The organism is Methylobacterium sp. J-030 (assembly GCF_022829545.1).
In the GTDB taxonomy this organism is placed as follows: Bacteria; Pseudomonadota; Alphaproteobacteria; order Rhizobiales; family Beijerinckiaceae; genus Methylobacterium.
In genome coordinates this window covers 34,826-57,327 of record NZ_JAKSYM010000341.1, presented here as the reverse complement: position 1 = coordinate 57,327, position 22,502 = coordinate 34,826, and the positions used below count along the sequence as shown (strand labels likewise).

At 70.8% G+C, this 22,502-nt stretch carries 18 protein-coding genes; 8 read left to right on the top strand and 10 right to left on the bottom strand.

The features are described 5' to 3' along the window. Positions 1–173: 173 nt before the first annotated feature. The gene (gene gltX, locus MKK75_RS26380) at positions 174–1,601 is read right to left on the bottom strand and encodes a glutamate--tRNA ligase (protein WP_244045445.1); all 1,428 of its coding nucleotides are present in this window, start codon (positions 1,599–1,601) and stop codon (positions 174–176) included. Positions 1,602–1,767: 166 nt separating this feature from the next. On the opposite strand from gltX, the gene MKK75_RS26375 reads away from it, so the two are divergent. Continuing rightward, positions 1,768–4,026, top strand: coding sequence for a ComEC/Rec2 family competence protein (locus MKK75_RS26375; protein ID WP_244045444.1), 2,259 nt, complete (start codon positions 1,768–1,770; stop codon positions 4,024–4,026). Here MKK75_RS26375 and lexA read toward each other — a convergent pair. Next, complete coding sequence (gene lexA, locus MKK75_RS26370; RefSeq protein WP_244045443.1) at positions 4,020–4,751, bottom strand: transcriptional repressor LexA; 732 nt, start codon at positions 4,749–4,751, stop codon at positions 4,020–4,022. The genes MKK75_RS26375 and lexA overlap by 7 nt on opposite strands. Before the next feature lie 266 nt (positions 4,752–5,017). On the opposite strand from lexA, the gene MKK75_RS26365 reads away from it, so the two are divergent. Both MKK75_RS26365 and MKK75_RS26360 read left to right on the top strand, forming a co-directional pair. Next, positions 5,018–5,680: a hypothetical protein gene (locus MKK75_RS26365; RefSeq protein ID WP_244045442.1), complete on the top strand. Its 663-nt coding sequence runs from the start codon at positions 5,018–5,020 to the stop codon at positions 5,678–5,680. Positions 5,681–5,937: 257 nt separating this feature from the next. Continuing rightward, the gene (locus MKK75_RS26360) at positions 5,938–6,342 is read left to right on the top strand and encodes a hypothetical protein (RefSeq protein WP_244045441.1); all 405 of its coding nucleotides are present in this window, start codon (positions 5,938–5,940) and stop codon (positions 6,340–6,342) included. A gap of 389 nt (positions 6,343–6,731) precedes the next feature. Here MKK75_RS26360 and MKK75_RS26355 read toward each other — a convergent pair whose 3' ends face one another. Continuing rightward, positions 6,732–7,985 carry a VWA domain-containing protein gene (locus MKK75_RS26355; protein ID WP_244045440.1) on the bottom strand — a complete coding sequence of 418 codons (1,254 nt, stop codon included), beginning with the start codon at positions 7,983–7,985 and terminating at the stop codon, positions 6,732–6,734. Positions 7,986–8,217: 232 nt separating this feature from the next. Between MKK75_RS26355 and MKK75_RS26350 the strand changes: the two genes are divergently transcribed. After that, positions 8,218–10,356 carry a hybrid sensor histidine kinase/response regulator gene (locus MKK75_RS26350; RefSeq protein ID WP_244045439.1) on the top strand — a complete coding sequence of 713 codons (2,139 nt, stop codon included), beginning with the start codon at positions 8,218–8,220 and terminating at the stop codon, positions 10,354–10,356. A 7-nt stretch (positions 10,357–10,363) separates the two neighbouring features. Here the strand turns inward: MKK75_RS26350 and MKK75_RS26345 are convergent, their stop codons facing one another. Further along, positions 10,364–10,579, bottom strand: coding sequence for a hypothetical protein (locus MKK75_RS26345; protein WP_244045438.1), 216 nt, complete (start codon positions 10,577–10,579; stop codon positions 10,364–10,366). A 77-nt stretch (positions 10,580–10,656) separates the two neighbouring features. Between MKK75_RS26345 and MKK75_RS26340 the strand changes: the two genes are divergently transcribed. From MKK75_RS26340 to MKK75_RS26325, 4 genes are all read left to right on the top strand, one after another. Then, positions 10,657–11,898 carry an NRAMP family divalent metal transporter gene (locus MKK75_RS26340; RefSeq protein WP_244045437.1) on the top strand — a complete coding sequence of 414 codons (1,242 nt, stop codon included), beginning with the start codon at positions 10,657–10,659 and terminating at the stop codon, positions 11,896–11,898. 61 nt (positions 11,899–11,959) lie between these two features. After that, a complete protein-coding gene (gene fae / locus MKK75_RS26335; protein WP_244045436.1) occupies positions 11,960–12,499 on the top strand; it encodes a formaldehyde-activating enzyme in 540 nt (179 codons plus the stop codon). A gap of 185 nt (positions 12,500–12,684) precedes the next feature. Then, entirely contained in the window at positions 12,685–13,632 is a 948-nt protein-coding gene (locus MKK75_RS26330) for a hypothetical protein (RefSeq protein WP_244045435.1), read from the top strand. Continuing rightward, positions 13,629–14,066, top strand: a complete 438-nt coding sequence (locus tag MKK75_RS26325) for a hypothetical protein (RefSeq protein ID WP_244045434.1) — start codon at positions 13,629–13,631, stop codon at positions 14,064–14,066. The genes MKK75_RS26330 and MKK75_RS26325 overlap by 4 nt, the downstream gene beginning before the upstream one ends. A 180-nt stretch (positions 14,067–14,246) precedes the next feature. Here MKK75_RS26325 and MKK75_RS26320 read toward each other — a convergent pair whose 3' ends face one another. The 6 genes from MKK75_RS26320 to MKK75_RS26290 form a co-directional block, all read right to left on the bottom strand. Beyond that, complete coding sequence (locus MKK75_RS26320; protein WP_244045433.1) at positions 14,247–14,708, bottom strand: hypothetical protein; 462 nt, start codon at positions 14,706–14,708, stop codon at positions 14,247–14,249. 9 nt (positions 14,709–14,717) lie between these two features. Continuing rightward, on the bottom strand, positions 14,718–15,200 hold the full coding sequence (locus MKK75_RS26315) for a response regulator (RefSeq protein WP_244045432.1): 483 nt from the start codon (positions 15,198–15,200) through the stop codon (positions 14,718–14,720). Beyond that, positions 15,197–16,315 carry a histidine kinase dimerization/phosphoacceptor domain -containing protein gene (locus tag MKK75_RS35890; protein ID WP_279594145.1) on the bottom strand — a complete coding sequence of 373 codons (1,119 nt, stop codon included), beginning with the start codon at positions 16,313–16,315 and terminating at the stop codon, positions 15,197–15,199. The genes MKK75_RS26315 and MKK75_RS35890 overlap by 4 nt, the downstream gene beginning before the upstream one ends. A gap of 327 nt (positions 16,316–16,642) precedes the next feature. Continuing rightward, positions 16,643–19,939, bottom strand: coding sequence for an error-prone DNA polymerase (locus tag MKK75_RS26300; protein WP_244045431.1), 3,297 nt, complete (start codon positions 19,937–19,939; stop codon positions 16,643–16,645). Then, positions 19,936–21,714: a DNA polymerase Y family protein gene (locus tag MKK75_RS26295; RefSeq protein ID WP_244045430.1), complete on the bottom strand. Its 1,779-nt coding sequence runs from the start codon at positions 21,712–21,714 to the stop codon at positions 19,936–19,938. Before MKK75_RS26295 ends, MKK75_RS26300 begins: the two co-directional genes overlap by 4 nt. Next, positions 21,641–22,420, bottom strand: coding sequence for an ImuA family protein (locus MKK75_RS26290; protein WP_244045429.1), 780 nt, complete (start codon positions 22,418–22,420; stop codon positions 21,641–21,643). Before MKK75_RS26290 ends, MKK75_RS26295 begins: the two co-directional genes overlap by 74 nt. Positions 22,421–22,502: the final 82 nt, after the last annotated feature.

Here is a 22,502-nt window from a genome sequence, read left to right as displayed (position 1 = left end):
ATGAGCACCGCGCCACATGCTGCGGGTGCTCACAGACCTGCGTTACCCAAACCGCACTGCAGCAGCAACGGGGTCCGTGACAACCGGACCCCGACGCCAAGCAAATTCGTGACCCGGATGCCACCAAGCGAAATCCGGGCCGGAATCCGCCGTTCCCGGCCCTGCGGGCGGCTTCAGCCCTGCGACACCTGATCGCCGAGGCGGGCCAAGGTCTCGTCCCGGCCGAGCACCGCCATCACGTCGAACAGGGGCGGGGAGGTTGTCCGGCCGGTGAGCGCGGCCCGCAGGGGCTGGGCCACCTGCCCGAGCTTGCAGCCGGCCTCCTCGGCGTAGTGGCGCACCGCGCCCTCGGTCGAGGCCGCGCCCCACTCCGGCAGGGCTTCGAGCGCCGGCTTCACGCCGGCGAGGCGCCCGCGGCCCTCGTCGGACAGGAGGGCGCGGGCCTTGTCGTCGAGTTCGAGCGGGCGCCGGGCGTAGAGGTAGTAGGCGCTGTCGAGAAGTTCGATCAGGGTCTTGGCCCGCTCCTTGAGGCCCGGCATGGCCTCAGTGAGCTTGGCCTTGAGGTCCGGCGGCAGCGGCGCCGACAGGCCGCGCTGGGGTCCGACGCCCGGTAGGATGGTCTCGATCGCCGCCACGAGGTCGGCATCGGCGCTGCCGCGGATGTAGAGGCCGTTGAGGTTGGCGAGCTTGGCGAAGTCGAACCGCGCCGCCGAGCGCCCGACCGAGCCGAGATCGAAGGCCGCAATCATCTCCTCGGTGGAAAACACCTCTTGGTCGCCGTGGCTCCAGCCGAGCCGCACGAGGTAGTTGCGGAGCGCCGCCGGCAGGTAGCCGAGGTCGCGATAGGCCTCGACGCCGAGCGCCCCGTGCCGCTTCGAGAGCTTCGCCCCGTCGGCCCCATGGATCAGCGGGATGTGGGCCATCCGCGGGACGTCCCAGCCGAGCGCGGCGAAGATCTGGCTCTGGCGGGCCGCGTTGGTGAGGTGGTCGTCGCCGCGGATGATCTGCGTGACGCCCATGTCGTGGTCGTCCACCACCACGGCGAGCATGTAGGTCGGCGTGCCGTCCGAGCGAAGCAGGACGAGGTCGTCGAGGTCCCTGTTGGCCCAAGTCACCCGGCCCTGGACGGCGTCCTCGACCACGGTCTCGCCCTCCAGGGGCGCGCGCAGGCGGATCACCGGCTTGGCTCCGGCGGGCGCCTCGGACGGGTCGCGGTCGCGCCAGCGGCCATCGTAGCGAGGGGCGCGCCCCTCGGCGCGGGCGGTCTCGCGCATCTGCACGAGTTCCTCGGCGGTGGCGTAGCAATGATAGGCGCGGCCGGCGGCCAGCAGTTCCTCGGCCACCGCACGGTGGCGCTCGGCCCGGGCGAACTGGAACACCACGTCGCCGTCCCAATCGAGGCCAAGCCACGACAGACCGTCGAGGATCGCGTCGATCGCCCCCTTGGTCGAGCGCTCGCGGTCGGTATCCTCGATGCGCAGCAGCATCCGCCCCCCGGTGTGGCGGGCGTAGAGCCAGTTGAACAGGGCCGTCCGGGCGCCGCCGATATGGAGGTAGCCGGTGGGCGAGGGGGCGAAGCGCGTGACGACGGCTGAGGACATCGGTCCGGTAGGTTCGGGGCGAGATGGGGAGCACGGAGCGGCGGGCTCGATGAGGGCGCCCGTAGCACGAAGCGCCGCCCGTAGCACGGGCCCACGGATGCGATAAGAATCGGCCGGGGAATCGCCCGGCCGCCGACGACAGGTCGCGCGGATCGGGGCAGGGGCAATGCGGCGGATCGGCGCGAGGCTGACGGGGGGTGCCTTCGCGCTCGCCGGCCCGCGCGTGCCCGCGCTTCCGGCCGTTCGAAACTGGCTGGTCGAAGGCCTTGCCCGGGAGGCCGAGCAGCGCCGCCTGTTCCCCTGGCTCGCGGTGGCGTTCGGGGCCGGAATTCTCGTCTATTTCGGAGCCGCGGACGGCACGCCACTCCTGGCCGCCCCGCTGATCGGGGCGACCCTCGCCCTGGCGCCGGTGCCGTTCCTGGGAGCGCGGCCGGTCGCGATGGCGCTGGCGCTGGCGGTCGGCTTCGCGTTCCTCGGCTTCGCGGCGGCGACGTGGCGGGTCTCGCAGGTCGCCGCGCCGATCCTGGCCCGGACCACCATCGGGCCGCTCATCGGCATGGTGGAGGCCTTGGACGAGCGCGAGGTCGGCGCCCGGCTGGTGATCCGCGTGGAGAGCTTCGCCGGACTCAGGCCCGAGGCGCGGCCGTCCCGGGTGCGGGTCTCGTTCCGCAAGGCGCCGATCCCGCGGCCCGGCGAGACCATCGCGGCGACGGCCCGTCTGCTGCCGCCCCCGGAGGCGGCCCGGCCGGGCGGCTACGACTTCGCCCGGGACGCGTATTTCCAGGGAATCGGCGCGGTCGGCTCGCTCCTCGGCGCGGTCACGGTCCGGGCGCCCGCGGAGCCGCCGCCCCTGCGGCTACGCCTCGCCGCGACGCTGGACCAGGCCCGCAACGCCCTGACTCGCCGGATCGCCGAGGCCGAAGGCGGCCAAGCGGGCGCGGTGGCGGCGGCCCTGGTGACCGGCAAGCGCGGGCTGATCGGCCCGGCCACCAACGACGCTTTGCGCGCCGCCGGCATCTACCACGTGGTCTCGATCTCGGGCCTCCACATGGTGCTGGCCGCCGGCGTGGTGTTCTGGCTGGTGCGGGCGCTGCTCGCGCTGATCCCCCACTGCGCCCTGTTCTGGCCGATCAAGAAGATCGCGGCCGGCTTCGCCATGGTGGGGGTGAGCGCCTACTGCGCCTTCTCGGGCTGGGACATCGCCGCCGAGCGCTCGCTGATCATGACGCTGATCATGCTGGGCGCGATCCTCGTCGACCGGCCGGCCCTGTCGATGCGCAACCTCGCGCTGGCCGCCCTGATCGCGCTGGCCCGCGAGCCGGAGGGCCTGCTGGGGCCGAGCTTCCAGATGTCGTTCGGCGCGGTGGCCGGGCTGATCGCCTGCGCCCGGCTGATCGACGGGCGCCTGTTCGTGCGGCCGGGGGCCGGGCGGATCGGCCGTCTCGTCGGGACCGGCCTGTCGGCGGTCACCGGTACCCTGGCCACGACCCTGGTGGCGCAGATCGCGACCGCGCCCTTCGCCACCTACCACTTCCAGACGATCCAGCCCTTCGGCCTCGTCGGCAACGCCCTGACGCTGCCCCTCGTCTCGCTGGTGGTGATGCCCTCGGCCGTGATCGGGTGCCTCGCCTATCCCTTCGCCCTCGACCGGCCGGTCTGGTGGCTGATGGGGCAGGCAGTGGGCGGCATGCTGGCGATCTCGAACTGGATCGCCGGGTTCGAGCGGGCGAGCCTAGTGGTGCCGGCCTTCGGCCCCGGGGCCCTCGCCGCCCTGACGGCGGCCCTGCTGCTGGCGACACTGCCGGCCTCGCGGCTGCGCTGGCTCGCCCTGCCGCCCGTCCTGCTCGGGATCGGCCTGCTCGTCCAGCCGGAGCGCCGCGACCTCTACGTCGACCGGCAGGGCTCAGGGGCCGCGGTGCGCGGGCCGGACGGCCGCCTCGCGGTCCTCGGCAGCCCTTCGGGCTTCGTGCTGGAGCAATGGCTCAAAGCGGACGGCGACGGGCGGCGACCTGATCGCGGATCCGGCGCGGCCCCGGGCGGGCGCTGCGACCGTCTCGGCTGCATCGCGCTCCTGCCGGACGGCAGGCCGGTCGCCTTGGTCCGCGACCGGCGCGCCTTCCAGGAGGATTGCGCCCGGGCCGCCGTGCTGATCACGAGCCTCACGGCGCCGCCGACCTGCACGGGACCGCTCGTGATCGACCGCCGCGTGCTGGCCACGCGCGGAGCCATCGCCCTGCGGGCGGACGAGACTGGCTTCACGATGCGCGCGGCCCAGGGCGATGGCCGGTCCGCCCCCTGGCGTCCGCGGCCGGCACCCGCTCCGCTCGAGCAAGGGGCGGATCCCCCCGCGGGGACGGACGGCGGCATGGCCTCGACCGAAGCGCCTCAGATCCCCGCGGAGGCCCCCACCGAACCGCTTCAGTAGCGACGTACGAGGCTGACGAGCCGGCCCTGGATCTGGACCCGGTCGGGACCCAGGACGCGGGTTTCGTAGGCCGGGTTGGCGGCCTCCAGGGCGATCGAGGAGCCGCGGCGGCGCAGGCGCTTGAGCGTCGCCTCCTCGTCGTCGATCAGCGCCACGATGATGTCGCCGGTATTGGCCGTGTCCTGCTTGCGGATCACCACGAGGTCGCCGTCGAGGATCCCGGCCTCGACCATCGAATCACCGCGCACCTCCAGGGCGTAGTGCTCGCCGCCTGCGAGGAAGTCCGGCGACAGCGTGATGGCGTGGCTCTGGTTCTGGATCGCCGAGACCGGCGTACCGGCCGCGATCCGGCCCATGACGGGGATCGAGACCGCCCGGCCTGATTCGTCGATCATCCTGGCGCTCGCCGGCATCGGTGGCGCTGCCGCCGGCTGCCGGGACTTGCCGCCCTCCACCACGCTCGGGGTGAAGCGGCGGGGCTCGGGGGCGGGCGAGGCCGCCTGCGCCAGACTCTCGGGGATGCGGATCACCTCGATGGCGCGCGCCCGATTCGGCAGGCGGCGCAGGAAGCCGCGCTCCTCCAGGGCCGTGATCAGCCGGTGGATGCCCGATTTCGACTTGAGGTCGAGCGCGTCCTTCATCTCATCGAAGGAGGGGGGAACGCCGCATTCCTGCATGCGGCTCTGGATGAACCGCAGAAGGTCCAGCTGCTTGCGCGTGAGCATCGAAGAGGGCCTCGCGGCTTGGCGGACCGCCCCGGGCGGCCGCAGAAACAAATCGCGAACAGGTTAAACGTTCCGCAAGTGTTCCGCAAGAGCGATATGGCCACGCTGTCAGGTCGCGGAGCCGCCGGCACATCCCCAGGGGCGGCCCGGGACGAGCCGGCACCTCGCCCCGGCCCGCCGGACGGGGTGCGGCGACCGCGTGGTGGCGGGGCCCCGAGCCCACACAGGAGGACCGGTTCAACGCGCGGCTGCTAGCCGCCTACGCCGTGTTCCTGCGCCAGACCCCGTGGTACCGCTACCCCTTCGACCAGGACCTGTCCCGGCTCCGGCACGCGGCGCCGTTCGTGCCGTCCCTGCGGGCGGTCGAGCGGCGCGGGGCGCTCCCGCTGCAATGTGGGGTGAAGGGGCTGTACACGCGCGGGATCGCGTGGCTCGCCGGGATGGACCCGGCCGTGCTCACGATCCGCAGCGTCGTGGCAGGTCTCGATGCCGCCGACGCGGCCGCCGACCCGCGCATCACCCTCCTCGGCCCGGTTCCGAACGACGCGCACGGGCCGGCCGCCCCGATGGAGACGCCGCGCTACCAGGCCTTCACGGCGATCGTCCGGGGGCTCGGCGCCCGCGGCCGGACCGTGCTGGAGATCGCCGGCAATCGCCGGATCCTCACCTCCGTCCTCTTGCCGGCGGGCCGGTCGGTCGCCCTCGGCGGGGCCGAGCCGCTGTTCGCGATGCCGATCCAGTCCGAGCCGGGCTGGCGGCGGGTCGGCTACGACACCGCGGTGGAGCAGCTCGCGGCGGAGATCCGCGCCGTGGAAGACGAGGGGGCCGCTTCGAGCAGGCCTACGATGACGGACCCGCGCCTGCGGCGGAGCCTGCCGGTCGCCGCCATCGCGGCCGCACTCGCCGGGGGCTCGGCGTCACGGCCCTGACGACCCTCGCGGTCCAGCCGGAGACCTTCGTGGCGTTCGGTGCTCCAGTGGCGCTCGCGGCGTCCGGTGAGGGCGCCCTGGTCTCGGCCGGCCGCGCCATCAGGTGGTGCAGCCCGCAGCGCCGGGCGCGGTCGGGCGCCTCTATGCCGGGCGCGCGTGGCTGGTCCTGCCGGCGCCCGGGACGGGCTGTCTCGGGGGGCGCTGACGGGCCGGATCACCAGCCGCGGCCGGCTCGATCCCCGGCGACCCGGCAGCCCGTGGTCCGCACCCGAGCCGACTCCGTCCACGGCGAGCCTTTCCTGCGCCGCGGCATCGACGATGCGGCAGAGGGCCTTGTCGATGTCCTGGCCGGACTGACCCGCCTGCACCATGGACAGCGCGTCGATCCGGCTGCCCTTGCCGGCCTTGCGAACCACGACCCGCAGGGTCCGCGGCCGGCCCGAACCGGAGGTCTGCTGCTGGGCCGTCAGCGTACCGAGTTCCTTCTCGGCGTTCACGTCTACGAAGCCCTCAACCAGGACCGCCTGCGTCGCGCGGTCGAACGCGGCTTTGGGATTGACGTTCGGGCAGACCATCCAAGTCTTGTCGGCGAGGGCGTTGAACATCAGGACGCCCTCCATCCCGTAATTCTCGGCACAACTCTTCGTCGACGCCGCCGATAGGCACAATATTGCTAGACCGATCCCTCAGAGAACCCCATTCGCCATCGAATCCTCGGCTTTGTTCGCGGAAACAACCAAAGATGCGCGGGATAAGTCACCGCCGCTGGCTGCGCCGTCAACGCGCACACATGGAGGGGTGGCGTCTCGCGGGATTGCAGGCCGCGATCGAGCACGACCACGCTCGCGAAACGGTTCGGAGCGGTTCTGCCCCCCTTTATCCGGAACGCCGCGAAGACCCCGGACCGCGTGGGATCACACAGGAGACACCGGTCTCGAACCCCGTCGGGTGCCGTGGGGCGCAATGCTCCCACGGCCGGAGGCGAACGCGCGGGTGGTTCCACACGCCCTCGGCGGGCCCCGTTCCGGGATCGATGCGGGCATCCCGGGTCTTACGGATCCGGCCCCGGATCGGCCCGCACCGCCGCGATGCCGGCCCCGGCCGCCCAGGCTTCCAGATCGTCCTTGCGGATCGCCGCCGCCATCATGTCGGGGAACAGGTCGGGCGTGCAGGCGAAAGCCGGGACGCCCAAAGCGGCCAGCCGGGCCGCGAGCGCCCGGTCGTAGGCCGGAGCGCCGGAATCCGACAGGGCGAGCAGCGCCACGAACTGCACACCGGCCGCGACGAGGCGCTGGGCATGGCCGAGCAGCCCCGCCGTCACGCCGCCCTCGTAGAGGTCGGAGATCAGCACGAGGATCGTGTCCTCGGGCCGGGTGATGCGCGACGCGCAGTAGCCCACCGCCCGGTTGATGTCGGTGCCGCCGCCGAGCTGCACCGAGAACAGCACCTCGACCGGATCGTCGAGGGTGTCGGAGAGGTCGACCACTTCGGTGTCGAACACCACGAGCCGGGTCGAGACTGCCGGCAGCGAGGCCATCACGGCCCCGAAGATGCTGGCATAGACCACGGAGGCGGCCATCGAGCCGGACTGGTCGATGCACAGCACCACGTCCTTCAGGGAGCCGCGGCCCCGGCGCCCGTGGCCGAGCCGGATCTCCGGGATGATGGTTTTGTAGTCGGCTTGGTAATGGCGCAGGTTCGCCCGGATGGTGCGATTCCAGTCGATCTCGGCGTGGCGCGGGCGCCGGTTCACCCGGGACCGGTCGATCGCGCCGTTCACCGCCTGCCGCTCCGGCTCCTCGAGCTTGCACATCAGCGCCTCGACCACCCGGCGCACCACCAGCCGGGCGGTCTCCCTGGTCCGGCCGCCGAGCAGGCTGCGCATGGAAATCAGCGTCGAGACCAGGGCCACGTCGGGCACCACGGCCTCCAGCATTTCGGGCTCGGTGAGCATGCGCTTGAGGTCGAGCCGCTCGAACGCGTCGCGCTGCATCACCTGCACCACGGAGGCCGGGAAGTAGTCGCGGATGTCGCCGAGCCAGCGCGGCACGGAGGGCGCGGAGGCGCCGAGCCCGCCCGTGCGGTCGGAATCGTAGAGCGCGCCGAGCGCCCGGTCGATCCGCAGGTCGCGCTCGGACAGGCCGCAGCCGGTTCCTTCGGCCGGGCCTCCGCCAGGGCGACGGGTTGCGGGGCTCGCCTGATCGACCCGGTCCGGCGGTCGGCGGCGGACCGGATCCTCCGCGCAGACCCGGACGGGACGCCTGACCGCACCCCGATCATCGACTCGACGAGCACGGCTCAACATAAATGAAGGTGACGATGTCCCCTCTGCAGAACGAGCAGGACGAACCCTTCGATACTGAGAAGGCGCAGGCCGTGGTCCGCATCGTCATGATCAGCAGCACGATCCTCCATTATCTACTATTGACTTTTGTCAATATTATTCGCCAGAGGGGTACATCATCCCCAATATTATGGTTTTCAGTCTGTTTTTATCTTTCATTTAATACGATTGGATCAGACGGCGGCCGGGCAACATGCTCCTGCGGCGCGTCATCACGATCAGCAACGACATGGGCTCGATGACCTGGACCATGGCGGTGGGCGGCGCTCCGATGATGCCGATCTACGCCATCCTGATGTGGATCACGGTGGGAAACGGCCTGCGCTTCGGGACGACCGATCTGAAGATCACGGCCGCGGTGGCGCTGGCGTCGATCGTCGTGACGGCCACCTGCAACGCGTATTGGCGGGACAATCCCTTCCTGGTGCTGACGCTGGCCTGCACCCCGATCCTCGTGCCGGCCTACATCCACGCGCTGCTGCAGCGCCTGCACACGGCCTACGCCCGCGCGCAGGAGGCGAATCTGTCCAAGTCCCGCTTCCTGGCGCAGGCGAGCCACGACCTGCGCCAGCCGACCCACGCGATCAGCCTGTTCACCGCGCGCCTGCGGAGCGCCGAGCTCGGCCCGGAGGAACTGCGGATGGTCGAGATCATCGACCGGTCGCTGCAGCGCGTCTCGCGCCTGTTCAAGTCACTCCTGGACATCTCGACCCTCGACAGCGGCAAGGTGGAACCGCGCTTCGCGGCCGTCGCGATCGGCGACATCCTCGAGGACGTGCGGCGCCGGAACGCCGAGGCGGCCCAGCGCGACGGGACGGCGCTGCGCATCCGCGCCTGCGCGGTGATCGTGCGCGCCGACCGGGCAATGCTGACCACGATGCTGCGGAACATCGTCAACAACGCGATCAAATACGCGCCCGGCCGGCCGATCCTGATCGCCTGCCGTCGGCGGGGCGGTCGGCTCGCCATGCAGGTCTACGATCGCGGCCCCGGCATCCCGGTCGAGGATCAGGCGAAGGTGTTCGACGAGTTCTACCGGGTCCACCACCGCGGCGACCGGGACATCGAGGGCGTCGGCCTCGGCCTGCCGATCCTCCGGCGCCTCGGCGGGCTGCTCGGCCTGGAGGTGACGCTGCGCTCCGCGCCGGGGTACGGGACCTTTGTGGGCATCGGCAACCTCCCGGTCGTCCAAGCGCAGGCGCTCGCGGCTCCGCCGCGCACGCTCGATCCGCCGTCGACCCTCGGCGGCCTGCGGGTGCTGCTGGTCGTGGATGATGAGGCCGTGCTGCGGGCCACGGCCAGCCTGCTGGAGTTATGGGGCTGCCGGGTTCAGGCCGAACCCGCGATCCCCGCTTCCGTCGCCGAGATCGACCTTCTCATCACCGACTTCGAACTCGGCAACGGCGTCACGGGAACGGATTGCATCGCGGCGGTCCGCCGCCGCGCCGGACAGGCCCTGCCGGCGGTGGTGATGACCGGCCACGACGAGGGGCGCGTGCACGAGGATCTCGGCACGGCGGACGTCCCGATCCTGTCGAAACCGATCCGGCCGGCGCAACTGCGCTCCGTCCTCGCCGCCGCAAGCATCGGAATGCGACCCCGACCGGTGCGGTCGGGTGACGGTGCGGGAGCGGGTCTCCCGCGGGCCGTATGTCCGCCGGATCTCGCGAGGGTCCGATTTGTCCGATTGTCGGCCGATCCCGGCAACGCCGCCCCGGCGCCGCTGGCGACGACACCCATCGGCGGGACGCGGAGGATGCCGGTTACAAACGCATTGACGGCGCAAGCGCAGCCGTTTCAATGCACACCGGTGTCCCGCCGGAGCGCGCGGCGGATCGGTTTCGGGCTGGGGATGACGAGGATGCGACAGCGCGCGGCCCTGAGGCCCTTCCGGCTCGCCCCAGCCGCCGTCTTCCTGGGCTCGGCGCTCGCCGGCTGCACCGCCACCGGATTTTCCTACATCTCGCGGAACTATGTGGCGCTCACGCCGCAGGTGGTCACGATCGGCTGCAAGGAGCCCTACGAGGTTTACGACAACCGGCAATTGCGCCGGATGCTGATCGTCTCCAACGCCCTGCGCGAATATGCCGGCTGCAATCTCAGCGAGGTCCGCATCGATCCGGAGCCGGCGGCGACCCGGGTGACGCGCTTCCGCACGGCCGCCCGCGCCTATCTCGACGAGACCGTGCGGGAGGATTGCCGGATCACTGGCGAGACCGTGTTCGACCCGCAGAAGTCTGAGTTCGCCTATGCCTGCGATGCGCCGGTCGAGCGGCGCGGCACGGTGGTGCCGCGCCTGCCGGGCCGCAACCCCGGTCCTGCCCTGCGCTGAGGCGGATTCACGTCCGCGGCTTCGGGAATGTGCGCTCGGCGGCGTCGCCCGCCGCCGCTAGCAGCGCGCGCGCGAAGGCGCGGGCCTCGGCCCGGTCCAGCACGATCACGGCGGTGACCGGCCCACCGCCGAGGTCCGACAGGGCGAGTTCCAGCCGCACCCCCTCCGGTACGGCGCTCGCCTGAAGGCTCCAGCCGAGCCCCCGCTCCGCGCTCTCCGCCATCGCTGTCCCCTCCCGCGCCCGGGAAAACGCCGCAGGCTCCCGCCGGAACCGCCCCAGTCCGGGACTGTTCCCGAGCCGTGCCCAGCGCTTCCCTGCCCCGCCTCGCCACGTTCCTCAAGACCGCGGGTCCCGGACTCGTCGTGATGCTGGCCGACACGGATGTCGGCAGCCTGATCACGGCGGCCCAGAGCGGCGCCCGGTGGGGCTATTCGCTGCTGCTCCTGCAGATCCTGCTGGTGCCGATCCTCTACGTCGTCCAAGAGCTGACGGTGCGGCTCGGCACCGCCACCGGTCGCGGCCACGGCGAGCTGATCCGGGCGCATTACGGGCCGGTCTGGGCCTGGATCTCCTACGGCGGCCTCGTGGTCGCCGGAATCGGCGCCATCGTCACCGAATTCTCCGGCATCGCCGGCATCGGCGACCTGTTCGGCGTGCCGCGCCTCGTGAGCCTCGGTCTGCCGGCGCTCCTGCTGCTCGGGCTGGTGTTCACGGGGAGCTACCGGCGCGTCGAGATGGTGGCGATTGCGGTCGGCCTGTTCGAACTGGTCTTCATCGGCCTCGCGATCGCGGCACGGCCGAATCCCTCGGAGATCGTGGCGTCCTTCGCCCACATGCCGCTGGGCGACGGCCAGTTCCGGGTGCTGATCGCCGCCAATATCGGCGCTGTGATCATGCCGTGGATGATTTTCTACCAACAATCGGCGATCGTCGACAAAGGCCTCGGCTGGGACCACGCGCGGAGCTCGCGGCTCGACACGTTCGTGGGCGCTGTGATCTCGCAATGCGTGATGGGGGCGATCCTGATCGCGGCCGCCGCCACGATCGGCAAGGCCGGGCAGGGCACGAAGGAGGGTCTTCAGACCGTGGGCGACCTCGCGGGGGCCTTCACCCCGGCCCTCGGGCCCTGGCTCGGGCAGGCAGTGTTCGGGGTCGGGATCATCGCGGCGGCCTTCGTGGCGCTGAACGTCGTGGCGCTGGCGCTGGCCTGGGGTTTTGGCGACGTGACGGGCAAGCCGCATTCCCTGGAGCAGTCGCCCCGGGAGGCGCCGGCCTTCTACGGCGCCTTCGCGCTGGTGGTCGCCGCGGGGGCCGTGGCCGTGCAGCTCGTGCCGAATCTCGTGGCCCTCAATATCGCCGTCGAGGTGATGAACGCGCTGCTCCTGCCCCTGGCGCTCGGCCTGCTGATCCTGCTCGCCACCCGGGCCCTGCCGGAGGACAAGCGCGTCACCGGCGCCTACAAATGGGTGGTCTACGTCATCTCGGGCATCACGATCGCCTTCGCGCTGGTCGGCGTGCTCGACGGGGTCGGCCTGCTCTGAGCAATTGACGCGGGCGGCGCGATGATGTCTCCCGCGGGCTCCGATCAGGTGGAGTCGACATATGCAAGAGATCTGGTTCCGCACGGGCGAGGCCACGGTGCTGGCGGCCGAGGGCCAGTACACCGACGCGATGCCGGAGGTGCTGATCGGCTCCGTGCGCGGGCCGGTGGGTCAGGCCTTCGCGTCGATGATGGGGCAGGTGCAGGGCCATACCCGGATGTTCGTGGTCCGCGACCTCAACCAGCTGGTGCGCCCGGCCACGATGATGACCACCAAGGTCACGATCCACACGGCCGAGTATGCTGAGCTCCTCGGCGGCGTGGTCCAGGCGGCCACCGGCGACGCGATCGTGGACTGCATCATCGAGGGCATCCTGCCCAAGGACGGCCTCGACGAGCTGTGCATGATCATCATGATCTGGCTCGATCAGCGTTGCGCCGAGGACGACGACCTCGACCAGAAGGACCTGTACCGGACCAACTACGAGGCGACGAAGCTCGCCATCGCCCGCGCCCTCAAGGGCGAGCCGACGGTCGACGAGCTGATCGCCAACCGCAAGACCGTGAAGCACTACGCGCTCGATGGCGTGATCGAGTACTGATCAGCGCCGCGCCCGCACGAGGGGCGTGCGGGCATAGAGATCGGCCACCGCGCAATCGAGACCGAAGCCGGGGAGGACCAGACGGTCGTCCCCGGTCAGGCGGAACAAAACCTCCAAGCTGTCGTGTCTTGCGGCCTCGGCTGCGTAGGCCCATCGTCATGTCTTGATCGCAACAGGATCTAAGCGTGACCGCCTCAGAAGCTCACTCCGGTCTGATAGCCCCTCATCCCTATGAGCGGCAGGTCCTGGCTAATGTCGGCAACCGCTACGTGGTGTTCGGATCGAAGGTCCGGATGCACGGACCTCGCCTGCTCGGGCCGGACGACGTAAGGGCGCGCTTCACCGAGCGCGTTGGGGACGAGACGGACTTCCCTCCCGAGCGCCTGATTAGGAGCATCCAGATCAAGGATGCCGAGGTGTGCCACGAGTTCTCGGAGGGGCCACCCGCGTCGAACCTGAGAATCGTCTTCCCGGATAGTGTGGTTGTGACCGCTGCTGTGAGCGTGGGCACGCGCGACTTCAAAGGCACAGAGCTGGAGCGGTGCTGGAAAGAGCTGTTCGAGCTGTCGCGCGGACCGGGGCCCCAGCACGAGGTCTGGAACTTCAACGTCGAGCGCCTAAGGCTGTCGATCTTGTATTTCGATGGCAACGTGCCCCATCACTGCGACTTAGATCCGCTCTACGTTTGGGAATTCAACGACGACGGCAGCGTCTTCGATAGGACTGACTTGGACATGCGCTTGGACGATTGGCAGCAGCGTATCGCGGCCATCTACGCCCAAGCAGAAGCGTGGGGGGCCCGTGAAGGCCTTACTGCGGACCGCTCGCGAACGATCCTCATGTCCGAAGATCTGATGCAGAAGTTCGCTATTCCCGATCGCGAACTGGCCATCCTCGACCTCAGCAGGGGCGAGTCGCCAGTCATGAGCATCGTGCCAGCTGGGCTTTGGGTCATCGGCTCCAATGGCCGCATCGACATTATCACGCATGAACGGAGCGCTATCCTTCTCGACACTTCGCGCGACATCAGCATCACGCGTTGGGTCTACATCATCCGGGGCGAGCGGCGGGAAGCGCGGCCATGGGATGAAACAGCCTTCCGTGACCTAATCGGCGTGGAAGTCCACGCGTGAGCAAACTGACTGACACGAAACGTGCCTACGACCGGGTCAGGGCGCTTCTGGACAAGCAACTCTTGGAGCGGCGGGGCGACGCCCAACAGATCCGCGATGCACAGGAAGCTGTTGACGTAGCGTTCTATCTCCTGGGATGGGCGCAGTTCGAGTACGTTACCCGGAAGGAAGCAGAGAAGCGTATCGAGGGAGAGGCTGCCGCCAAGACCGTCCAGGGGACGGCTTGGCGCTACGTTCTTGAGAACATCAAGGCATTCTCGCTGAGGCGGAAGCTGGAAGTGATCTTTCAAGCGGATCCGGCCACCCTGGCGACTCTCAACAAGGACTATGATGTCAGAAACGAGGCAGCCCACAACTACAAGCGTCTTCCAGCCGAGGCTCGCGATGTCTCGGCTTGGTTGGAAAGTCTGGAGCGGCTCGTTGATCACTACTGATGGCGAGCACCGAACAGGCTGCTAAAAAATTCTCCGGCAGCTTGGCTGCAGAGATGACTCGTTCTGCTGGAGGCATTGACGAGGTTCGAGCGCTGCGCGGGCGTAAGGCTTTGTCGGACAACCTCCGTATCAATAATAGCTATGTCTCACGGCATCGCATCGACCGGATCAGCGCGAGCCCTATCCCGGCGGGATGCGTCCCACCGAGCACAGGGTGCGCATCGTGCTGCTGCCCGGGTCGGTGTAGCAGGAGGCCGACCAGCCATTCTGCTGGATGAAGGACTTGCGCCGCTCCGACAGCGATGTCCGGTAGGCGTTGGCGATGATCGGCTCGACGGCGGAAGCCGATTCGCCAATCAGGATTTCGGAGGCCACCGACAGGTCGCGGAAGAAGGTCGCCGAGGGGGCGGGCTCGGCCGAGGTCGCCTGCACGATCGGCTCGGCCCGGCAGGTCACATCGAACTTGATCGGCCCGGCGAGACGGATGTCGATGCTGGGGCCGGCGCGCTTGCCGACCTTGCCGCCGATCGCCCCCGCGATCTGGCGGGCGAGGTCGTCGCAGGTATCGGCCCGGGCGGCCGCGCCCAGGAACGGCAGGCAGACAACGAGGGTCAGAAGGCGTACTACGGTCAAGCTCGGCATGGCGTTACTTTAGTTGCGGCGCGGCCCCTGTCGAGGGGGCGGCCCGGCCCGCATCCGGGCGAAGCTCGCGAGCCAGGCCGGGGCGACGCGCATCCCCGACGGCACCAGCTCGGCCGGGGGCGGCCGGCGTACGCAATCCAGAAGATAGGCCAGGGATTCCTCCAGCACCGAGCCGGTGAAGGGTTTGGCAATCACCGCCGTGGCGCCGGCCATATCCTCGCTGAGCGCCCGGGCGTTGGCGGTCATGAACGCGGCCGTGATACCGCCGAGCTGGCGCACCGCGTGCGCCACGTCGACGCCTGAGGAGCCGTCGCCGAGGCGCAAGTCGATCAGGACCAGTTCGGGTCGGGTCTCGTGGACGAGGGCGATGGCCTCCCGGGAGGTCATGGCCGTTCCCACCACGCAGTGGCCGGCCTCCTCCAGCATCATCTCGATCTGCATCAGGATGAGGGCTTCATCCTCGACGACGAGGATCCTGAGCGGCTCGGTCATGAGGACTCCAGACCGCCGGCCATCTCACGCGGCAAGCGTATGCTGACGATCGTGCCGGGATCGTTGGCCATCCAGGCGATGCTGGCACTGAGCTGGCGGCAGAGCGTGCCGATCAGGCGCTTCCCGAAGGAGCGCTGTTCCATCACCTGGACGGGCATGCCGACGCCGTCATCGGCGATCTTGATGGTGAAATAGCCCGCGTCCGGCGCAACCGTCACGGAGAGCCGGCCGGGGCGGTCGTCCGGGAAGGCGTGCTTGAGGGCGTTGGTGATCAGCTCGTTCATCATCAGCGCCACGGGGGGGGCCTTGGCGACCGGGATCTCCACGGCCTCCAGGTCCAGGTGCAGGCGGATCCGGTCGCCGGAGCCGCGGACGAGGTCGGTGGCGAGGTCGCGGGCGAACTCGGCCACGTCGAACCGCTCGACGTTGTTGGACTGGTAGAGCCGGCGATGGACCGTGCCCAGGGCCTCGACCCGGGTCAGCATCGCCTCCATGGCATTGCGCGCCGCCGGATCGGTGATCGCCCGGGTCTGCATGGCGAGCAGCGCCGCGATCATCTGGAGGTTGTTCTTGACCCGGTGATCGACCTCGTGGACCAGCATGGTCTGGGTGGCGAGCGCCTCGGTCAGGTCGCGGGTGCGGTTGGCGACCTCGGTCTCGAACCGGTCCTTCTCCTGCTGGACCCGCAGGTGCGCGTCCACCCGGTCGCTGACGTCGAGCTGCGAGGCGAAGAAGAACAGAACCTCGCCCCCCTCGTTGACGACGGGGCTGAGATAGAGGGCGTTCCAGAACGGCATCCCGTCCTTGCGGTAGTTCAGGATGTCGATCGCGATGTCGGTGCGGGCCTGGACCGCATCGCGGATCAGCGCGACGGCGCCGCGATCCGTGTCCTTGCCCTGGAGGAACCGGCAGTTGCGGCCCAGCACCTCGTCGCGGCCGTAACCGGTCATGCGCAGGAAGGCATCGTTGGCGTAGACGATCGGGTTGTCGGGGATCCGCGGATTGGTGATGATCATCGGCATCCGCGTGGCGCGGACCGCGGCGGCGAACGGATCGCCCTTGCCCTGCTCGGCGTCGAGCCGGTCTGTCTGATGCCAAGCGTCGGGCTGTTCCATCGAACCTGCTCTCTCCTGCCCGGCGTTCGTCACCTCCGGCAATCGAATCCTGGCCGCGCTGCGGCAGCCTACGACCCTAACGGGTCAGGTGCGGCAAGAGTTCGGGACTGACACGCTTTCATTTCGAACTTAGCTAGACAGAACGCCGCACCGCCCGCAATTTCAGGTTATTATCGAGACTCATACCGACGGCCGGGTGCTTCGACGCGTCCGGCCTCGTCCGCCGGCAGGCGCGACTGCGCGTTGCCGCAGGCAAGGCTGTGCTGCGAACACTTGGCAGCTTGTGGCGGAACACCCTCGAGGCGCCAGCCGCAAGGGCTATTGGGATCAGTGGAAATCCCGGCTGCGATACACGCGCCGATCCTGTGCGACACCGAAATCCGTGGTCTCGGGGGGCAACCGCATCCCGGCCTCGCGCAGGTCGCGTAAAGAGGCGGTGAGATCGCGAAACCCCTCGGCCACGAGGTGGACGACGCCGCCCGCCCGCTGGATCCGGCCGCGCACGGCGAGGAACCGGGCCTGCATGGCGGCCCGGCGGTTGGCCTCGAACATCGACTTCCAGACGATCACGTTGGCGATGCCGGTCTCGTCCTCCAGGGTCAGGAAGACCACGCCCTTGGCGGTGCCCGGTCGCTGGCGGATCAGCACGAGCCCCGCCACCGTGACCCGCGCCCCCTGGGGCAGGGCCGGATCGAGATGAGCCCGGGCCGAGATCGCGCCGATCCGGGCGAGCCGCCCCCGGAAGAAGGCGACCGGGTGCCCCTGCAGCGACAGGCCGGTGGCGGCGTAATCCTCGGCCACCGCCTCGGATGGGGCGAGGGACGGCAGCTCCACCGCCGGCTCGTGGCGGAACAGGCCGTCATCGGCGTGCCAGGCGAAGAGCGGCAGAGGCGCGTCGAGGAGATGGGCGCGGCGCTCAGAGCCGTCGACCCTGGCGGCCTTGCGGGACGACGTCCCTTCCAGGGTGCGGACCATCCAGAGGGCGGCGCGCCGGTCGAGGCCGAGCGAGCGGAACGCATCCGCCTCGGCCAGACGCTCCAGGGCGTTGCGGGGCAGGGCGAGGGACGCCTGCAGGCCCTCGATGCTCGCATAGCCGTTGGCCCGCAGCCGCACGAGCCGGCGCATCGCGGCCTCGGGCAGGCCGCGCACGACGCGCAGGCCGATCCGCACGGCGTGCCTCTTCGGATCCCCGGCCGGCTCCAGGGTGCAGTCCCAGTCGCTGGCGTTGACGCACACGCCCCGCACCTCGACCCCGTGGACGCGGGCGTCGCGCACGAGCTGAGCCGGCTGGTAGAAGCCCATCGGCTGGGCGTTGAGGATCGCAGCCAGGAAGACGTCGGGGTGCCGGCACTTCATCCAGGCCGAGGCGTAGACGAGCAGCGCGAAGCTCGCCGCGTGGCTCTCCGGGAAGCCGTAGGTCGAGAAGCCGCGGATCTGCGCGAAGCAGCGTTCGGCGAAATCCTTCGGGTAGCCCCGGCGGGTCATGCCGCCCACGAATTTTTCTTCAAATCCGCCGATCGAGCCGACATGGCGGAAGGTCGCCATCGCCCGGCGCAACCCGTCGGCCTCGGCCGGGGTGAAGCCCGCCGCCGTGATGGCGATCTGCATGGCGTGCTCCTGGAAGAGCGGCACGCCGTAGGTTTTTTTCAGGACGTCCTTCAATTCGTCAGGGTCGCCGTGAGCTGAATCGGGTGAGGGATAGATTACTGGCTCCTCCCCCGAGCGCCGCCGCAGGTAGGGATGGACCATGTCGCCCTGGATCGGGCCGGGGCGCACGATCGCGACCTGCACCACGAGGTCGTAGAATTCCTTCGGCTTCAGGCGCGGCAGCATCGACATCTGCGCCCGGCTCTCGACCTGGAACACGCCGACGGAATCGGCCTTCGCCAACATGGCGTAGGTCTCGGGATCGTCCTGGGGCAGGTCGGCGAGCGTCGCGTAATAATCGCCGTGATCCCGTTCCAAGAAATCGAGGCCGCGCTTGAGGCAGGTCAGCATGCCGAGCGCCAGCACGTCGACCTTCATCAGGCCGATCGTGTCGATGTCGTCCTTGTCCCACTCGATGAAGGTGCGGTCCGCCATGGCGCCGTTGCCCACCGGCACGGTCTCGTCGAGGCGGCCCCGGGTCAGCACGAAGCCGCCGACATGCTGCGACAGGTGGCGGGGGAAGCCGATCAGCTGGTGGGCGAGGTCGAGCGCCTGCCGGATCGCCGGGTTGGCGGGGTCGAGGCCGGCCTCGCGCACGTGCTGGTCCGGCATGCCGGTGCCCCAGGAGCCCCAGACCGTGTCGGCGATCGCAGCGGTCACGTCCTCGGTCAGGCCCAGGACCTTGCCGACCTCGCGGATCGCCATGCGCGGGCGGTAGTGGATCACCGTGGCGCAGAGGGCGGCCCGCTCCCGCCCGTAGCGGGCGTAGAGGTGCTGGATCACCTCCTCCCGGCGCTCGTGCTCGAAATCGACGTCGATGTCGGGGGGCTCGCCCCGGTTCTCCGAGATGAAGCGGGCGAAGAGCAGCCGGTGCTTCGACGGATCCACCGCGGTGATGCCGAGGCAGAAGCACACGGCGGAATTGGCCGCCGAGCCCCGGCCCTGGCAGAGGATGCCCTTGCTGCGGGCGAATTCGACCACGTCGAACAGGGTCAGGAAGTAGCGGGCGTAGTTCATCTTGGCGATGAGCCGCAGCTCCTCGTGGAGCGTCGCCTCGACGGAGTGCGGAATATCCCCGGCATAGCGCCAGCGCGCCCGCTCCCAGGTGATCTCCTCCAGATAGGCCTGCGGCGTGCGGCCGGGGGGCACCGGCTCATCGGGATACTCGTAGTGCAGCTCCGACAGGCTGAAGTCGCAGGCCTCGGCGATCTCGATGGTGCGGGCGAGCGCCGCCGGGTGGTCGGCGAACAGCCGCGCCATCTCGGCGGGTGGCTTGAGGTGGCGCTCGGCATTGGCCTCCAGGCGGTAGCCGGCCTCCCCGATCCGGCAGCCCGCACGGATGCAGGTGACAACGTCCTGCAGCGGGCGCCGCTCGGGATGGTGATGAAGCGCATCCGAGACCGCGACCATCGGGGCGCCGGCGGCCGCGCCCAGTTCGGCGAGCAGCCCGAGGCGGCGCCGCTCGTCGCCCCGGCGGGCGTGGCTCGCCCCGAGGAAGGTCCGGCCCGGCGCCGCGGCGGCGAGCGCCTCCAGCCGCGCCCGGAACCCCTCCGGCAGGCGCCGGGCGGGGGGCATGGCGATGAACATCTGCCCCTCGGCGGACTCCAGCATCTCGGCGAAAGTGAAGCGGCATTCCCCCTTGCGGACGCGGCGGTTGCCCAGGGTCAGCAGCCGGCAGAGGCGGCCCCAGGCGGCCCGGTCCATCGGGTAGGTGACGGCCTCGAACCCCTCCTCGGTGACGAGGCGCACCCCCGGCAGGATCCGGATCGGGGCGCCCTCCAGCGCCCGCACCGCCGCGTGGGCCCGCACCACGCCGGCCACGGTGTTGCGGTCGGCGATCCCGATCGCCGTCAGACCGTAGGCCGCTGCCTGCACGACGAATTCCTGCGGGTGCGAGGCGCCGTGCAGGAAGGAGAAGTTCGTGGTGACGGCGAGTTCGGCGTAGGGGATTTTGGGGAGGAGTTCGGGGCCGCTCACGCGAACAGCCCGTGGACGTACCACGCGGCCGGGCGATCGGGGGCGTGCGGCCCGTCGCGGTAGAGCCAGAGCCGGTGCCCGGCCTCGCACTCGACGCGGTAGTAGTCGCGGGGCTCGCCGGGTTCGCGCCACCACTCGGCAGCGATCCGCTCCGGACCCTCGACATGGGCGACCCGATGAATCTGCGCGCGCCAGCGGAAGCGCCGGGGCGGCCCCTCGGGCACGGTCGAGAGCACGTCGCAGGCGGCCTCGCCCCGGGGGAACAGCACAAGGGGGCGGGGCGGGAGGTGATCGGGCCAGGGGGAGGCGAGGGAGCTATCGGACCCGCGCATCTCCCTCCCCCCTCTGCGGGGGAGGGTACCCTGCGCAGCAGGGGGGGAGAGGGGAGCGACGGTGCAGGACGGAGCGCCGGCCTTCATGAGGGTCACGCTACATCCGGAAACGTCGCTCCCCTCTCCCGACCCCCTTCGGGGGCCACCCTCCCCCTCAGAGGGGGGAGGGAGACGCGCCCGTAACCGGCCGATGCCTTGATCGGCTGACGATCCAGGCCCCTCTCCGGCCACCCAAAGAACACCACGCTCACCCCGCTCCGGCAGGTGGCTCGCCCGCGGTTCGAGCCGCAGCAGCGCCCGCCCGAGCCGCTGCGCCAGGGCGTCGGCCAGGAACCCGACCCCGTCGCCCCCGACCCCGTCGCCCCCGGAATTCGCCCCGAGATCCGTCTGCCGGGCCGGCATGGCCCCCGTCACCGTCACGGCGAGCGCCACCGTCTCGAAGCCGAAGCCGGCATCGAGGCCACTGCCCAGCCGGTCGAGGCGCAGCGACACCAGGGCGGCGACCCGCTCAGGGCAGCGCTCGGGGCGGGACAGGCCGAGATCGAGGGTCCGCACCGCCCCGTCGACCCGGTGGAGGGCGAGGCGCAGCGCGCAGGCGCCGAGTCCGTCCCGCTCCAGCCGGGGGGCGAGGTCCGCCATCAGGTCCCGGGCGGTCCGGACGATGTCCGATTGGCGGCCGATCGGGTCGAGGAAGCCGCGGGCGGCGGCGTGGTCGGCCGCCTCCGTCAGGGGCGCCAGCGGCTCGGGCCGCCGCGCCAGGGCCTGATCGAGCCGCAGCAGCAGCGCTTCGCCGAACCGGCGGGCCAGCGGGCCGCGGGGGAGGGCGTCGAGCGCGCCGATCCCGCGCAGGCCGAGCCGCTTCAGGCCCGCGACCGCGCCGGGATCGAGCCGCAGGGCCTCCACGGGCAATCCCCGCAGCGCCTCGGCGGCCCCGCCCGGCGGCACGACGATCCGGTCGGCCCCGCCGTGGCGGGCCAGCGCGAAGGCCCCGCCGGGGGTGTCGGCGAGCGCGATCCGCGCCGGGATGTTGCCCCGCGCCAGACGGGCCGCCAGATCGTCGACGAGCTTCGCCTCACCGCCGCGCAGGTGGCTCGCCCCGGCGACGTCGATGTAGAGCCCGTCCGTGGCCTCGGCCGGCCCGAACGGTGCAACCAGCGGCGCGTAGCCCCCTGCCCAGCGGCAGAGCCGCAGCAGGGAATCCCGGTCGGCCGCCGGGTCGGCGGGATGGACCCGGAGCGGCACGCCGATCCGCGCCCGGACCCGGCCCAGCGGCTCGCCGGGCCGCAGGCCCAGCGCGAGGGCCTCCGGGTCGAGGGCGACGAGCCGCAGGCCGCCCGGCCCTTCGGCCGCAACCGCCATCGGGCCGCCCTCAGGCGCGAGACCGGCTCGGCGCAGCCGCGTCACCGGCCAGTGGCTCAGGCAGATGCAGACGATGCGCGGCATGGTCCCACTCCAGAAGCCAGTCGCCCCCGCGCCCGTTGCGGCAGCGTTCGAGCCGCGCCCGCCAGCGCGGCCTGTCGAGGGTGCCGAACCGGTCCCGGGAGGCCGGCGCGGCGGCGATCCGCCAGCGGGTGGCAGCGCCGTTGGGCATCCCGGCCTGCGCGGGCCGCAGCAGCAGCAGGAGCGGCGGGTCGGGGCCTTCCGCGGCGATCTGCAGGCGCCGGCCCGGCTTCAGCGGCAGCCCGTCCCGCAGGAGGCCGACGAGAGCCGCGAGGGCGCGGGCGTGCAGGGCCGCCTCGAGGGCGCGAAAAACCTCCGCGTCGCTGCCGGCCTCCAGGAGCAGCAGGCGGCCGGGATCGAGGCCGAGGCTGGCCAGCCCGTGGCCGTAGGGCAGGGGCTCGCCGGGGGCGGCGGCGATCAGCGCCTCCCCGGAGACCCGGGACAGGTGCAGGGCGCAGAGCGCCAGGGCGAAGCCGAGGGCCGCGACTCCGTCCGCAGGCCCGGCCGGCGCGATCTCGTGCGGCGGCCCGAGGACGAGGCCGCCGCCTGGCAGATGGGCGTCGAGGGCGGGCAGGCCGAGCGGCAGGACCGGGCGCGGGGCCCGGCCGTCCACCGGCGGCGCGAGCTGAGCCCGCAGCGCTGCCAGCCGCATCCGAGGATCGCCCGGCGCGGGCGTCCGCTCGGTCTCGTCCGCAGGGTCCAGCCCCATCTCCGTCGGCTCCGGTCATGGCGGACGATAAGAACATAACAGGAACACGATCAAACGGTTTCCGCGGGGCCTTGGAAACGCG